This window comes from Terrimonas pollutisoli, from assembly GCF_029360765.1.
Classification (GTDB): Bacteria; Bacteroidota; Bacteroidia; order Chitinophagales; family Chitinophagaceae; genus Terrimonas_B; species Terrimonas_B pollutisoli.
Genome location: NZ_JARKNA010000005.1, coordinates 342,566 through 356,540, shown reverse-complemented (window position 1 = coordinate 356,540; position 13,975 = coordinate 342,566). Strand labels below are relative to the sequence as shown.

Annotated in this window: 13 protein-coding genes; 3 read left to right on the top strand and 10 right to left on the bottom strand. The window is 41.3% G+C overall.

The window, feature by feature from the left end; all coding sequences use genetic code 11:
* Positions 1-15: 15 nt before the first annotated feature.
* Both P2W73_RS12150 and P2W73_RS12145 read right to left on the bottom strand, forming a co-directional pair.
* Positions 16-486, bottom strand: a complete 471-nt coding sequence (locus P2W73_RS12150; RefSeq protein WP_276502315.1) for a hypothetical protein — start codon at positions 484-486, stop codon at positions 16-18.
* Between the two features lie 98 nt (positions 487-584).
* On the bottom strand, positions 585-1,760 hold the full coding sequence (locus P2W73_RS12145) for an acetyltransferase domain-containing protein (RefSeq protein WP_276502314.1): 1,176 nt from the start codon (positions 1,758-1,760) through the stop codon (positions 585-587).
* Positions 1,761-1,879: 119 nt separating this feature from the next.
* On the opposite strand from P2W73_RS12145, the gene P2W73_RS12140 reads away from it, so the two are divergent.
* A complete protein-coding gene (locus P2W73_RS12140) occupies positions 1,880-2,626 on the top strand; it encodes an SGNH/GDSL hydrolase family protein (protein WP_276502313.1) in 747 nt (248 codons plus the stop codon).
* 14 nt (positions 2,627-2,640) lie between these two features.
* On the opposite strand, the gene P2W73_RS12135 is transcribed toward P2W73_RS12140, so the two are convergent.
* The 5 genes from P2W73_RS12135 to P2W73_RS12115 all read right to left on the bottom strand — a co-directional run bounded on the left by P2W73_RS12135 (position 2,641) and on the right by P2W73_RS12115 (position 7,857).
* The gene (locus tag P2W73_RS12135) at positions 2,641-3,924 is read right to left on the bottom strand and encodes a hypothetical protein (protein WP_276502312.1); all 1,284 of its coding nucleotides are present in this window, start codon (positions 3,922-3,924) and stop codon (positions 2,641-2,643) included.
* Between the two features lie 116 nt (positions 3,925-4,040).
* Positions 4,041-4,775, bottom strand: coding sequence for a DUF4397 domain-containing protein (locus tag P2W73_RS12130; RefSeq protein ID WP_276502311.1), 735 nt, complete (start codon positions 4,773-4,775; stop codon positions 4,041-4,043).
* A 358-nt stretch (positions 4,776-5,133) separates the two neighbouring features.
* On the bottom strand, positions 5,134-5,610 hold the full coding sequence (locus P2W73_RS12125) for a YMGG-like glycine zipper-containing protein (RefSeq protein WP_276502310.1): 477 nt from the start codon (positions 5,608-5,610) through the stop codon (positions 5,134-5,136).
* Positions 5,611-5,920: 310 nt separating this feature from the next.
* Entirely contained in the window at positions 5,921-6,322 is a 402-nt protein-coding gene (locus tag P2W73_RS12120) for an RNA recognition motif domain-containing protein (protein ID WP_276502309.1), read from the bottom strand.
* Positions 6,323-6,768: 446 nt separating this feature from the next.
* On the bottom strand, positions 6,769-7,857 hold the full coding sequence (locus P2W73_RS12115) for a DUF2911 domain-containing protein (RefSeq protein WP_276502308.1): 1,089 nt from the start codon (positions 7,855-7,857) through the stop codon (positions 6,769-6,771).
* Positions 7,858-8,043: 186 nt separating this feature from the next.
* On the opposite strand from P2W73_RS12115, the gene P2W73_RS12110 reads away from it, so the two are divergent.
* A complete protein-coding gene (locus tag P2W73_RS12110) occupies positions 8,044-8,472 on the top strand; it encodes an SRPBCC domain-containing protein (RefSeq protein WP_276502307.1) in 429 nt (142 codons plus the stop codon).
* A gap of 27 nt (positions 8,473-8,499) precedes the next feature.
* Here the strand turns inward: P2W73_RS12110 and P2W73_RS12105 are convergent, their stop codons facing one another.
* From P2W73_RS12105 to P2W73_RS12095, 3 genes are all read right to left on the bottom strand, one after another.
* On the bottom strand, positions 8,500-9,615 hold the full coding sequence (locus P2W73_RS12105; RefSeq protein ID WP_276502306.1) for a family 20 glycosylhydrolase: 1,116 nt from the start codon (positions 9,613-9,615) through the stop codon (positions 8,500-8,502).
* Positions 9,616-9,658: 43 nt separating this feature from the next.
* The gene (locus P2W73_RS12100) at positions 9,659-10,180 is read right to left on the bottom strand and encodes a DUF6265 family protein (protein ID WP_276502305.1); all 522 of its coding nucleotides are present in this window, start codon (positions 10,178-10,180) and stop codon (positions 9,659-9,661) included.
* Between the two features lie 81 nt (positions 10,181-10,261).
* Positions 10,262-11,818, bottom strand: coding sequence for a M20/M25/M40 family metallo-hydrolase (locus tag P2W73_RS12095; RefSeq protein ID WP_276502304.1), 1,557 nt, complete (start codon positions 11,816-11,818; stop codon positions 10,262-10,264).
* Positions 11,819-12,033: 215 nt separating this feature from the next.
* Between P2W73_RS12095 and P2W73_RS12090 the strand changes: the two genes are divergently transcribed.
* On the top strand, positions 12,034-13,971 hold the full coding sequence (locus tag P2W73_RS12090) for a T9SS type B sorting domain-containing protein (RefSeq protein WP_276502303.1): 1,938 nt from the start codon (positions 12,034-12,036) through the stop codon (positions 13,969-13,971).
* Positions 13,972-13,975 lie beyond the last annotated feature (4 nt).

Sequence of the window (13,975 nt, the reverse complement as noted above, 5' to 3'; positions counted from 1 at the left end):
GGTCGTCTTGTATTATTAACGTCTAAAGCGGAATACATAGCTTCTTGAGCCGGTGTAGACATATGCTTTGAAGCGATTGGTGCCCGTGAAGATCACCTCATCGAAGTATTCAGTCCTTACTTCCTGCGTAGTAAAATTGACCGCTGTAACATGCATACTGTGCACATACCGGTCATCGCAGTCATAATCACCATCTTCGTTAGTATAGCATTGATTTCTCACCCAGTCACGACGAATATCCCACGCTCCCTGGTAAATTTCACCGGCACTATTAACGTATTCCAATTGTCCATCTTCGGAAAAGGTAAACGTTCCTTCCCTAAATGGAACACTGCTGGTACTACCTCCCCAGCCAATGCGATCTACATCTACTAAATGCCAGGTGCCCTGGATGCGTTTATCGTATCGTTTTAGAAAATCTTTGCTGCAGCCTGTAAAGAGTAGGAGTGGTAGAAAAAGAAAAGGAGTTAAGTAGATTTTTTTCATACCTGTGGTTTTAGCTGAAGAAAAATTACACTAATCCCAATTGCGGAAAAAAAAGGAAGAGTTCCTTTAACCAAAATTTTAGTGAAAGCTTTTGTCAATCAAACATAGCTCAACCACCAACGCCGGTGTTGCACTTTATAATTGCTATACCATTTGCACGGCAGGTATAAAACGGCGACAACAAAGATCCAGACACCGTACACGATCCATAAATTAAAACCGAATGTCTGTGGCCTGAATAAAAATAGACTCCGGGTATCGACAATCTGTGATGTAGTATGACCCGTAGCGAAGAAAACGATTACCAGCAATGTGTGGATCAAATAAAAATGAAGTATGTAATAGAAGAAGGGGACTTTTCCATAGACAGAGACGACTTTGGTCCAACCGGCTTTCACATTTTCTATCATAGCCAGGACAAGCAATGCTGGTCCCAGTGTCATACAACTATATTGAAGAGAGGGCGGATATTTATTGGTGTTCAAAAAAGAAAAGAAGGAATCGCCATCCCACGCCCCGGGGTCGCCATAGCCTTTCAACATTCTTAAAACAATAAATAACAGTATAAGCGAAAGCCCGGTTGCCAGTAAAAATTTCTTTCTTTTTTCCGGAGAAAAATCCTTGTGAAACCAAACGCCCACTGAATAACCCATCAACATGATACCTGTCCATGGAAGTATCGCATAGAACACACCGACAAGATGACTGCTGTCTAAAGGAATTACCGTTCCCTGTGATGTTAGCAGAATAGACAATAGATTGCCGGTAATGCCAGAAGCAGGCAGTTGCAGGTAATCCAAAATATTATGACCGAAAAACAATATGACCCCGGCAACAAATATGACGTAATAAGAAGCTCTTACCAGCAGGCCAAGGATAACCATGCTCCAACCGATTGCCCATATTACCTGTAGAATGATAAAATTATAAGAGGGATTGAATGTAATACCGAATGTAACAAGAGTGATCTCTACCAATACCAGCCACAGTCCCCGCTTGAGAAGAAAGGTGCTTGCTTCTGCTTTCGTTTTGCTTCGGGAAGATAAATGAGCCGAAACCCCGGATAATAAAACAAAAGTCGGAGCGCAAAAATGCGTTATCCAACGAGTGAAAAATAATGCTGGTGTAGTGGTTGCCGGGTCCAATGGGTCTGCAGTCATTGCTGTAGCATGAAAAAAATCGCGGGTGTGATCGAGAGCCATGATGATCATAACAATTCCGCGAAGAATGTCTATAGAGTTAACCCGGTAAGCAGCGGCGGTAGTTGTTGGCATAAGGGAAAATAATTATTTTTTACATATTTCTACATTCCGTTTATGTATTTCTGCAATTCACTCACTTCCTTTTTTCGGGCGCCAGGGAAAAAAATAGCTTGCACTCCTAAATTAGCATGATGCGCATATTGTTTATTGGGGATAGTTTAGTAAAGGGTTCTGTTGGTGTAAACTGGGTTAGAATTTTTGCTTCCAAACATAAAAATTGGATTGTTGAAAATGCGGGTAAAAATGGTGAGACACTCGCTATGATCCACCGGCGATTGATGAAAAAATTGGGCCGGGATAGATATGACGTAATATTTTTTGAAGCCGGGGTAAACGATATACTAATTCCCGGGTTATTACAAAAAGGATATTGGTTTAAAAAAGCCGGCAAGTATTTGTTGAAAAAGGGAGCCAATCCCCATCAGGATGTAGCAGATTTTGAGAAACAGTACCGGCAATGCATCAACGATATTGAGCGAAAAACCAGCGCTGCTATAATTCTCAGCACCATGGGTTGCATTAATGAAGATCTTGATGCTGAGCTCAACAGGAAACGTTGTGCCTGCAATAAGGTCATTCGGGAGATAGCCCGGGAAAAAGAGCTCGGCCTGGTTGATGCCGGTGCGTTGTTTGATGGCTATCTGAGAAGGTATAAAACCCATAATTATTTATTAGGCGATTTTTTCAACACGGCCTGGTTTGACAAAATCTGGTGCCGGCTGGGTTGTCACGATCATCTTAGCAAGAAACGGGGACTTTATCTTACCGTTGATGGCGTACATCTCAACAAAGAGGGTGCAAAAATTTATTACATCGAAACCAAAAGGCAATTGGATGCCATGAGTTCCGGTAAAAATTTAAAATTACAAATGAGCTAACTCTTGTAGGTTTATCAATGCGAATGCTGATCTACATATGCTGAAATCCAACCTACCTGGCCGTTTTTAACGAGGTAAAATTGTTTTGTTTCATAGATGGATTTGAACTGGCGCATTATCTTCAGTAAAAGCCCTGTGCCGGCCATCATCGAACGCTGATCAAAAACCTTTTGTACTCTTTTAATTTCTTTGGATGCAAATGATTTATTTATGGAAGGGTCTTTTATTGTTTTTGGAAGTACTTCGCCCGAAAGTGAAGCGAAGTTTTTATACAGCTTTTCGCTGAAGCTCAGGACATCCCCGTATGTTACCGGTACTATCGCATTATTGATAAGCTCAGGTTTTATAAGTGTTGCAACAGCCCAGGCAATTCCACCGCTGAAAGCGATATAATCATTCATATTATATGCACCGCTTGCATTGACTGCATAGATAATTTCCTGCTCTTCCGCAGCTACTAAAACACGGTACAGCTGCTTGCTGTAATTATCCAGTGTTTTATCAAACTCATCACATCTTTTTTCAGCCGCATTTGCCGTGCTTTTGGTACCCCAGTTTAAATTGAACAGTTTAAAGTCGGTAGTATTGCCATACGGGAAATATCCGCCTTTTGTATTACCACTGCCAATATCGATCAGGAAAGTATTGTAGCGTCTTGCATCGGGCACAATGCCTAAATGTGATAATCGTCCTTCCTGCATAGCGTCAATCACTTCCACATGACGGTGTTTCTCATTTATCCTTGTCTTGAAAGAATCGATCAGTTGTTTGATCCATTCGTTTTTTTGATCCTTTGAAGCCTGCATCTGGACACCGCTGCTGATAACAGTGAAAATTTTTTCAGCTGGTATTTGATATTCTTTTACAGCGATATTATAAAAAGAGTAAAATCCTTTTAACGTAGATTCAAATGTGGCAGGGGTGAAGGAAATGAAATCCGTATTAACGGATGTATCTTTTAAAATATTGAATGACCCATTATCTTTTGCATTCCTGCCTATTTCGAGCAGGCTCATCTTTACCCCTTTTGAGCCAACCTCTATGCCGCTGTAGAGTGAGGAGTTATCATATTTTAAAGAAAGGTTGCTTTGAGCAATGATGATTGTATGGCTGATTAACATCGCGGCAGCGGCGACAAAAAAATTCTTTACATAAGCAGATTGCATGGCTGAAGGATTTTTCTCAGTGATGAAAATAGCGAAAAGCAAGACACTATGATTGGCCCTGCTTAGATTTATGAGACCACTGTTTTGTCTCGTATAGGGAAGCTGGTTCTGTTGATTTTTGGGTCGATTCACAATCAAAGAGTTGGAATAAAACTATTGCGGCAAATCAAGCGGCGCTGGTTGTAAAGAAATTATCAACAAAAAAACTCCGGTTGAATGCCGGAGTTTTTTTGGGACATAAATAACAATTATTGACCGTTAGTTAAACTGCCATTTGTGATATATTTAATTTGCACTCCCCTGGTACTATCAGTTGCGCCCGGCATACCCACTAACAGTACGGTATATGCTTTTCCCTGCTCAACGGAAATCGTTCGATTGGTGTTGATTGTTGTTTCGTTTTTTACAGCGATGTTTATTTCACCCGGTGTTGCTGGAATAAAATCCGAAACATTGGTGAAGGAAGCATTACCATCAATCAGGCTGGTGCCGCCGGCTGTAATAGTAACTTTTGGACTGGTTGAATCCGGGATAGCGTTTATATAACGAACATATGCTTTGCCCGATGTATTTGATAAGCTATCAAATACATCGTTGACTAAAACATTTTTATAACTGCCATTTGCGCCCACCAGGAATAATGAGTAAAACTTGTTTGGTTCAAACGTATAATCAACAGTGGCGAGAGTTGAATCACCCGTGGCATCAAATGACTCAACCGTTCTTGCTCCTGTATAAACCCGTTGATAGGTGCCGGTATAGTTTGTATAAGTAAGTGGTGAATTAATAAGATTGTTATTGGAAAGAGCAATCCCAATACCGGACTTATCTGGAGCCAGGTTAAAAGCCATTAGCCCGGCTACTGGTGTACTTGAGTTATCAGAGTCATTAAACTTAGTACAGGCTGTAAGTGTAATCGCTATCAACAGAGTTCCGCTAACCACTGCAACACGAGGTCTGAAGGATAAGAATGAGCTTTTCATGTGTTTTTCTTTATGTTTTTTTTATCAAATAGTAGCAGTCAAAAAATATCACTGCGATTGTAAATCTGCCGGGTTAAAAACTTTGACAAATTCACGTCACTGTATTCCCGGAAATAAAAATGTATAACAAATACGTGAAGTAGTTGGCGTTGGTTTAATTCTTTCGTTAAAGCAGTTATAAAACTGGAAAAAATAATGCCAACGGGATAATCAGCGTATAAAGCGATAAGAAGTTAAAATATTATTAACAGGTTTTGCGGCTCCGATAATATTTAATTCAGATATGATAGGATCTTATAAAAGATAAGGCTTATCATTTGATAAGCCTCACTATAAATTAACCTAAACTCTATTTGTCTTAATAACGACCATCTTTTTTGTCCTGCGAACGCCCAATGCCATAACCAACGCCGCCGCCAATTACACCACCGATCACAGCACCCAGTGCCCTGTTCTTTTTGTTAATTACTGCGCCCAGTACAGCCCCTGAACCGGCGCCGATTGCAGTACCTTTGGCTGCTTTGCTCCAACCTTTCTTTTGCTTTGCCTGGTTTTCGGTTGATGATACCATAGATCCGCTACGGGTACCTGAGTAGCTCCTTCGTGCTGTCGATCTCGATGATGCAGTGGTCGCATAATTAGTTTTATTATATGCATCCATTGCATTGATTCTTTCATTTTGAGCTTTCCAGTTTTGGAACTCAGCAAGGCCGACGGTGTCAGCATAGTTTAGATTCTTAGTCATATCAGCGGCTGTTCCAGATTTACCATTACATGCAGTAAATAGGATAGCCATTAATCCAACAATACTTAAAGTGTAAAAAATTCTTTTCATAACTGTAGTTTTAATAATGATTTGAAATTTTAATTCACTACCAATTATTCATAAAGGATGCCACAAAAAGCGAAGTTGTTAAGGGTTACGACGGGAAATTTTTAATTGCTTCGAAATAAAATATTTACAAGGCAGTTCTTTTAACAAAAGGGTTTTCAAAAAACACCGATTCAATAGTATCGTTATCCCAATAATTTTTTTCGATTTTCTTTAAACTTTTAACCAATAAAAAAGTCCCGGATCAACTCCGGGACTTCTTCGTTTATTTTAATTTGCTCCTGGCTAACCAGGAATGTTTTAACAAAAAAGATTAATAACGGTTTCTGTCTCTGCTATCCCTGTTGGGACCTGGTCTTGAGCTGCCGCCGGGTCTGTTACCACCGGGCCTGCTGTTAAATCCACCTCTATTGAAACCTCCGCCGCGATCACGGTTGCCACCACCGCCGCCAAAAGAAGATCCGCCACCGCCACTTCTTTCATCAGCTTGTTTTACCACCAAAGGTTTTTTACCCAGAGAAATATCGTTCAAATTTTCAATGGCATCCCTCGCTTCGGCGTCGTTCTGCATATCTACAAATCCAAAGCCCCGGCTTTTACCAGTTTCTTTATCGATTGCCACTTTGGCGGAATTAACAACGCCAAATTTTTCAAATATTTCCATTAACTCGTCATCGTCGAGGTCATAGGGAAGGCCGGCAACAAAAAGATTCATACTGTTGGTTTTGCACAAATGTAATGAACTAAATGCTTATTGTCGCTTTAAGTTTTAAAGGATGAAAATATAAGTGTAAACCCTTCGTGATGGATGCTAAGAAGTTAAAAAAGGGGATAGTAAAAACTATCCCCCTGATAAGCAAGGGGCGAATCGGTTAACCCCAGCTATTTTAAGTATCAGATTAATGATACAGGATGACTTTTTCCCCGATTTTTCTGCCCGGCAAGCAAACATCGGGTGGCTTTTCATAAGTAAAGACAGGATATCGGAATTCAGATTTTCAAGGATTTTTTGGATTTTAAAACAGGATGTCTTTCAACAACACAAAGAAACAACACAAGACTGCCGAAAAAAATAGTAGAATGCTCTATTCTTGCGTACAATTTTGTTCTGTCAGTTTGTAGCTGTTCTACTACATACTTTCACTTATGCAACCCTCAGAATTATAATGCACCAAGCTGTTTTAAATATTTTTCGGAGTTGGCCTTCACATTGGCCGGAGGATTCAAGCTTAGTGATTTTTTGAAGTTGACAATTGCATTTTTCTTATCACCTTTTATCGCATAGCCTTCACCAAGACTGTCCCAGACATTTGCACTTTTGGGATGTCTCTGTGTATTTAATTTAAATATTTCGATTGCTTTATCATGTGCACCCTCGTTGAGTAATTGGTAGCCATATAAATTCAATTCATTTTCCGTTGCAATAGCTATGGCGTTCGCCATCATCTTAGCAGCTTCTTCTGTCTTTCCCGTTTCTTTTAACAGATTGGATTTAATACTCAGTGTAGTGAAATTGCTATTTTGCGTGATTGCCTGGTCTATCCATTTCATCGCCTGGTCGTAATTGATTTTATTTTGAAGGGCATAGTTAGCAGCACTGGAATATCCTTGCCAGTTGAAACCAATAGGTCCTTTTAATTCTTCCGCAGCATTGCTCATCACTATTTTGTCAACATCAAATTCGATTTTCACCGGGAACTGTTTTTTCTCCCAGTTAAGATTAAGTTCAGCGGAATTTTTTGTAAGGTTTGAGAAATCATAGGTAAGCATTTCAGTGGGCGCAATGTCTCTTAGTTGAATTTTAGCCCTGAGTTGATCATGTTTTGGATCATACCAAAAGCTTCCCCAGGAACGGTTGTCTTTTGATAATATGACTTCACCCGTATTATCCCGGTTAATTACAAAAAACAAACCGTACAAACCGGCTGGAACATCCTGGCCTTCCATTTTTGCATCATGAGAAAATTGGATGGTGGTGTTTTCGTTCGCACCGGCCCGCCACGGAGCTTCATTTGCTGCACCAAAAGGTTGCACATTCCATCCATAAGGAACAAGATTGCCCCAAACCTGTCGTCCTTTTACTGAGGGCCTTGAATAGTTAATCGTGACAGTGGAAATTCCAATTGTCTGTGTGACAGTTGCAGCAGGGCTTGGAGTTCGCGGGGTTGTAATTCCCTGGCTGCTTAAAGATGTAGAACCCAATGCGGTCAATAGAACCAGCATGGATTTCGCAGTTAATAATTTTGGCATCGCTTATTTTTTGAGATTAAAAAAGTAGTTGCCTTAATAAATTACGAAGAAAAAATCCTGTGCGACAGCATTCTACTCAAACGGTGAAACAGCATGCCCAAAGGCTGTTATTGTTATTTGAAGTACAGTAATAATTGCTCCGGCAAAACATGGCATTATTTTTTTGGCTGGAAGGAAAAGCTAACAATGAAAAATAATATAACGGGCAGTACCAGCATTGTGATCAACGCACCAGTGTCAAAGGTTTGGGAAGCATTAACCACTCCGTCTATTATCAAGCAATATTTTTTTGGGACCAACACCATTACCGATTGGAAAGTAGGCCGGCCGATAATTTTCAAAGGAGAGTGGGAGGGCAAGACCTATGAGGATAAAGGTACCATCCTCGATTTTGAACCTGGCAAATTGCTTCGCTATTCGTATTGGAGCTCCATGTCGGGCAAAGAAGATAAACCTGAGAATTATGCCAACGTGAGCTATCAATTGTCGGAAAAGGGAAATGCTACGGAACTAGTGATAACGCAGGACAATATTGCTGATGAAAAGACGAAAGAGCACTCGCTGCAAAACTGGAACAAGGTATTGGCTGATCTGAAAAGCTTATTAGAGCAATAGGAATAATTTTATAACGTACCGGGTTAATTATCTTGTAAGCTTATTTATTTCAGAAAAAAGCTGTTTAAAGGTTTCATGCGGCGTATTAGTGCCCCGCTGCTGATCTGGTTTGTTGCTGTAAAAATCTCTTATAAATGGTTGCGCTCCCGACCAGACGGTTTGCATCATTCCCATGAATCTCGGCTGCATTTTTACAGTTGAGCCTTTGCGAAATGCAATCATGTCCTGTAACTGAGTGATGGCAATTGATGGATTTCGCCAGGGACAGGTAACCACTCTAAATCCCTTCATGGCAAAATAAACAGCCGTCTTATCAGGTCTTTCATAATGCCAGTCACAGATCACCACATCTTTGTCGATCATATCAACGGAAGCATGAGTATTGTTTTGACTGGCTTCCCACATGCCAATGCCGGTGGTGGTGCCATCGATCATCCTGTCGCCCCAGATCCATAATTCACGGTTTGATTTTGCCAGGTGATCATGGATGAGGTTCACTTCGTCAGCAAATAATTTAGCTTTCGATTTTCCTTTACATCTCGGGCATTTATCGCTGCCGATATAAAATACTTCGTCCATTCCGGCATGAAATGCATCTGTCTCAAATACATCACATAGTTCGTCCACTAAGGCAAACACGATTGGATGTACTTTTGGATGCAGTGGACAATAGCTTTTACAATACAAGCTATCTGCATTAGGCCATTTGTAAACCTCCGGCATTTTCACCTCCGGAGTTTCATCTAATTCGGGATATACTTTCAATAAGTTAGTCGTTTTTGTTGCCCAGGACTGATGGCCTAAAAGGTTGATCTGTGGAATGATCCTGATTTTATTTGCCCGGCAAACATTTACGATTTTCTTCACTTCATTTTTTGACAGTGCAATACTGTCCCGAAGTTCAGGATGGCTGCTGTATTGATAATTGAAATCAACCCGTAAGAGCAATGTATTTACCTGTCTTGGCGCCAGTTCTTTTTCGATAAACTGAACGAATGAATCCACAAAGGAAGAGGGAGGTGCTGCAATTGCAAATCCCCGCACAGGAAGTATAGAATCCAGTTGATACTGAGCCCTGAGTTTGCTACCAGCAGTTAATGCCAGTGTAAGAAGAAAAACAAAAAAGGCTTTTTGTGCAATCATTTTTAAATGTAGTTACTGTTTCATGAACAATCACAGTGATTCTCTATTTTACCTTATGATAATTAAAATAAAAAGTGTCTTTGCCTCCGTTGGCTGCAGGCCCGATAATAAATGCTCTTACTGTTGCAGAATCTATCACCGTGTAATTAACGTCGGTTGGAAAATCGTGTGCAGGATTGCTAAACCGGACGCTCGAATTGGAGAGTTGAGTTGAAGTAAATTTTACGGCCTTTCCATCATTCTGATTTTTTACCCTGTTTTCAAATACCCAATTTTCGTTCTCTTTATAAACGGTTGCTTCTTCAGTATAACTGGTATCCGTTCCTTTCACAGAAAATACTTTCGAGTTGAATGTTCCATCGGGATTTTTTGTCCATCGTTCAAAAGATTTTCCATTTTCGTTTTCCCAGGTTCCTACCAGCTGATCAAATATCACGGATGACGATGATGCTGAAACATCCTTTTCGACTGGGGAACTTTCTCCGGCATTATTGCAGCCTGCGGCCAAAATAATTGCACACAACAGCAACCGTTTGCGGGGGAACAAAAATTGACAGGTATTCATCTGTTTGCTTTGTTGTTTGTAAACAGGCAGAAATTTTCATTTGCAGAGATAAAGCCTATAGTTACTGTCTGTTGTTTTTATTTAATCCAGCCCACCTTTGCGGGTTGGCGATTTTTGTTCCGGCCATTTTCCTGGTTCTTTTGTTCGTTGATTAAATGGCAAAACTGCTTTTTCCCTGGAAGCCGTCGATGGGTCTTCACTGGCCATATAAGCCAAAATCGCTGTAAGAATTGCGTTGTTGCGTACATCATCAAAAACAATTTTGTCATAAGTATCCCTGTTGGTATGCCAGGTATAAGAACCATATAGCCAACTATTGGAGCTTAGTGAAAATGCCGGAACTCCTGCTGCTACAAAAGATGCATAATCAGAGCCACCTCCACCGGGTGATCCCGGAAAACGGGTTTCGATTCGTTGACGAATAGTGTCCGGCACTTTGGCCAACCAGCGTCCGAGATAGTCATACGAATGCAGAAATCCCTGCCCGGAAATATTTACAACGCGGCCCGTTCCATTATCCTGGTTAAACAAGACCTGGATATTTTTTATGATCTCCGGGTGATCCTCTACAAATGCCCTTGAGCCGTTCAGCCCCTGTTCCTCGCTCCCCCAATGACCTACGAAGATGGTGCGTTTTGGATTGGGATATATTTTTTTAAGGATGCGCATTGCTTCCATCATCGTTAATGTGCCGGTTCCATTGTCAGTAGCGCCGGAGGCTCCATCCCATGAATCAAAGTGTGCAGAGAGCATCACGTACTCATCAGGTTTTTCAGCACCTTTTATCTCTGCAATCGTATTGAAGGTGGGAACGAAACCCAATTCTTTTGAGTCGGCCCTTACGCTGATTTTTGGTTTACTCCCTGATTCGGTAAGCCGGTATAAAAGACCATAATCCTCAAGAGAGATATCAACTGTTGGAATTTTAGTTGTGTTAGCTCCAAAAATTTTGTTGACGCCAAATCCCGACGACCAGTTAGATGCGACAAGACCGACTGCTCCGGCCTTTTCCAGTGACAAAGCAAGTGTTTTGTTGGTCAGTCCCGTTTTGGAAATTCGTTTGCGCCAGGCATCCGTCAAGGCACCACGTTCCTTTTTCATTTTTTCTACTGATTCTTTGGTACCAAACTCTTCCCAGTTATAATCGGGCCTGCCTGTCGGTTGATTCATAGAGATCAGTACAAATTTTCCTTTTACTGAAGGCAGCCACTCCTGAAAGGAAACAGAGTCCGGTGCATCGGCCAGGATAATTGTTTCAGCAGTGATTGTTTTTCCTTTAGTGCCGGGGCTCCACGCTAATTGCATACCTTCCAATGTCTTCACCCGTGGATAGACCATATCAATATGGGATACGCCTCTTTCCCAGCCACGCCATTCGCCCCATTTTTCGTTGCGGGCTGTTATTCCCCAGTCATTGTATTTGGCAATGGCCCAGTCGTGGGCTTGCTTCATTTGTGGTGAGCCCACTAATCTCGGTCCTATGCCATCCATCAACTCATGTCCTAATTTTTCCAATTGAGAATTTTCCGTTGCTTCCTTTACAATGGCCTCAATGATAACTGAGTCTTTATTTTGTGCTTTAACAATGCCTGTACTAAATGACAGGATGATAAGAAGTAAAAAGGCGAATTTCTTCATGCGTTGTTTTTTGAATCTTGCAATTTTTGTTTCGCCGAATTTAGATAATGATCAGTAAATAATCGCGGTAAGTAGGATGAACGCATTCCAGCAACGATAAGCGTTGGGGTGAATAACGGAAAAGATCGCAGCCCTTACGTTGACCTATTTAAAAGAGCACAATAAAAATTTTGGGATAAACTGGTTATATTAGTCAAATCTTTAAAGAGAAATTTGTGGTTACATTCAGGAGGACTTGTTTTTTATCTCTAATCATTTTACTAACTGTTTACAAAACCGGGGCACAGCTTTGCCAGGGCAGTTTGGGAGATCCTATCGTAAATGTTACGTTTGGATCGGGTTCCAATCCCGGCCCGGCTTTGGCAGCCGCTACTACTTCTTATCAATACATTTCAGGCGATTGTCCCAACGATGGATTTTATACCGTAAGAAATAATACGGCCAATTGTTTTGGAAACACCTGGCATTCGCTGAATGGCGATCACACCGGTAATGGAAACGGATATTTTATGTTGATCAATGCTTCCTTTCAGCCCAGCGCCTTTTATTTAGATACTGTGAGGGGATTATGCGGTGGTACAACTTATGAATTTGCCGCCTGGGTCATCAACGTATTGAAGCCAACCGCCTGTAACAACGCCGGCATTCAACCCAACCTTACGTTCACCATCGAACAGACGAACGGCACGGTATTGCAAACCTATAATACCAATAATATTTCGGCGGCAGCCACTCCGGCGTGGCAGCAATTTGGTTTTTTCTTCACCACACCAATGAACGTATCTGACGTTGTACTACGAATATTCAATAACTCACAAGGCGGCTGCGGTAACGATCTTGCATTGGATGACATTACATTCAGACCCTGCGGGCCTCAGCTTACTTCTTCGATTACAGGAAGCAATACTGATAAAGTAGTGATTTGCCACGGAGATACAAGATCTTTTACTTTCACGTCTATTGTCTCGCAAGGATTTAACAATCCGACATTTCAATGGCAAAAAAGTAACGATGGCATAAATTGGACGGATATACCCGGAGCTATAACCACCAGTTTGACACAAGACTTTACTCCCGCATCTCAAACAGGCAATTACAGTTTTCGGATGGCCGCGGCGGAAGCAGGTAACCTGGGCTCTGTTCAATGCCGGGTCGTATCAAAACAAGTTACCATACAAATAGCAGAGAACCCAACAATAACTACTTCAAACAATAGTCCTGTTTGTCAAAACACAACACTGAACCTGTCGGCTTCGGGTGGAATCCTGTATCAATGGAGCGGGGCCAATAATTTTTCAGCGACTGGTGAAAGCATTTCAATCAGTAACGTACAGGTAAATCAGTCGGGAAAATATTATATCCTTGTAACCAATGATGCAGGTTGTAAAAAGCTTGATTCCATAAATGTTATTGTCAATCCTTCACCGGTCGCAACCATTTCTCCTGAGGCATTTATTTGTGAAGGTGAAGATGTACAATTAGTGGCTGGTGGCGGAACTGGCTATCAGTGGATGCCAGTCACAGCCTTATCGTCTGACGTCATTGCTAACCCGGTGGCATCACCGGACACTACAGTGCAATATAATGTCATAGTTTCTAATAATTTTTCCTGTAAAGACACAGCTTCAGTTGTGGTAAATGTGTTAAAAAAGCCGGAAGCAAATGCAGGCCCCGATCGTTGGATGATAAAAGGTACCTCAGCACAGCTTTCGGCTACGGTGTCGGGGCAAAATATCAGTTACTCATGGACTCCTGTAACTAATATCGATAATCCCCAGTCATTACAACCTGTCATAAATCCACCGCGGGACACGGTGTATGTATTAACTGTTGTTTCCAATAATGGCTGTGGAACTGCTGCTGATTCAATGCATGTATTTATTTATGATGATGTATTTGTGCCAACAGCGTTTTCTCCCAATGGTGATGGCTTGAATGATACCTGGAATATACCGGCTTTGAATGCATATCCGGAATTTGAATTATCGGTATTCAACCGGCAAGGACAAATTGTATTTCAAAGTAAAAAAACTAATAGGGCCTGGAATGGGAAATTTAAAGGCGAGTTATTACCGGTAGGCGTCTACGTGTATATGATAGATCTGAAAGCCGGAGGAGGAATATTAAAGGGAACGGTGACTCTGTTGAGATAACGAC

Coding starts and splice junctions, on each gene's coding strand:
- P2W73_RS12125 (WP_276502310.1), bottom strand. CDS start 5,610: ATGAAAAGAATTTTTTACACTTTAAGTATTGTTGGATTAATGGCTATC.
- P2W73_RS12145 (WP_276502314.1), bottom strand. CDS start 1,760: ATGCCAACAACTACCGCCGCTGCTTACCGGGTTAACTCTATAGACATT.
- P2W73_RS12120 (WP_276502309.1), bottom strand. CDS start 6,322: ATGAATCTTTTTGTTGCCGGCCTTCCCTATGACCTCGACGATGACGAG.
- P2W73_RS12115 (WP_276502308.1), bottom strand. CDS start 7,857: ATGCCAAAATTATTAACTGCGAAATCCATGCTGGTTCTATTGACCGCA.
- P2W73_RS12105 (WP_276502306.1), bottom strand. CDS start 9,615: ATGATTGCACAAAAAGCCTTTTTTGTTTTTCTTCTTACACTGGCATTA.
- P2W73_RS12130 (WP_276502311.1), bottom strand. CDS start 4,775: ATGAAAAGCTCATTCTTATCCTTCAGACCTCGTGTTGCAGTGGTTAGC.
- P2W73_RS12140 (WP_276502313.1), top strand. CDS start 1,880: ATGCGCATATTGTTTATTGGGGATAGTTTAGTAAAGGGTTCTGTTGGT.
- P2W73_RS12110 (WP_276502307.1), top strand. CDS start 8,044: ATGAAAAATAATATAACGGGCAGTACCAGCATTGTGATCAACGCACCA.
- P2W73_RS12095 (WP_276502304.1), bottom strand. CDS start 11,818: ATGAAGAAATTCGCCTTTTTACTTCTTATCATCCTGTCATTTAGTACA.
- P2W73_RS12150 (WP_276502315.1), bottom strand. CDS start 486: ATGAAAAAAATCTACTTAACTCCTTTTCTTTTTCTACCACTCCTACTC.
- P2W73_RS12100 (WP_276502305.1), bottom strand. CDS start 10,180: ATGAATACCTGTCAATTTTTGTTCCCCCGCAAACGGTTGCTGTTGTGT.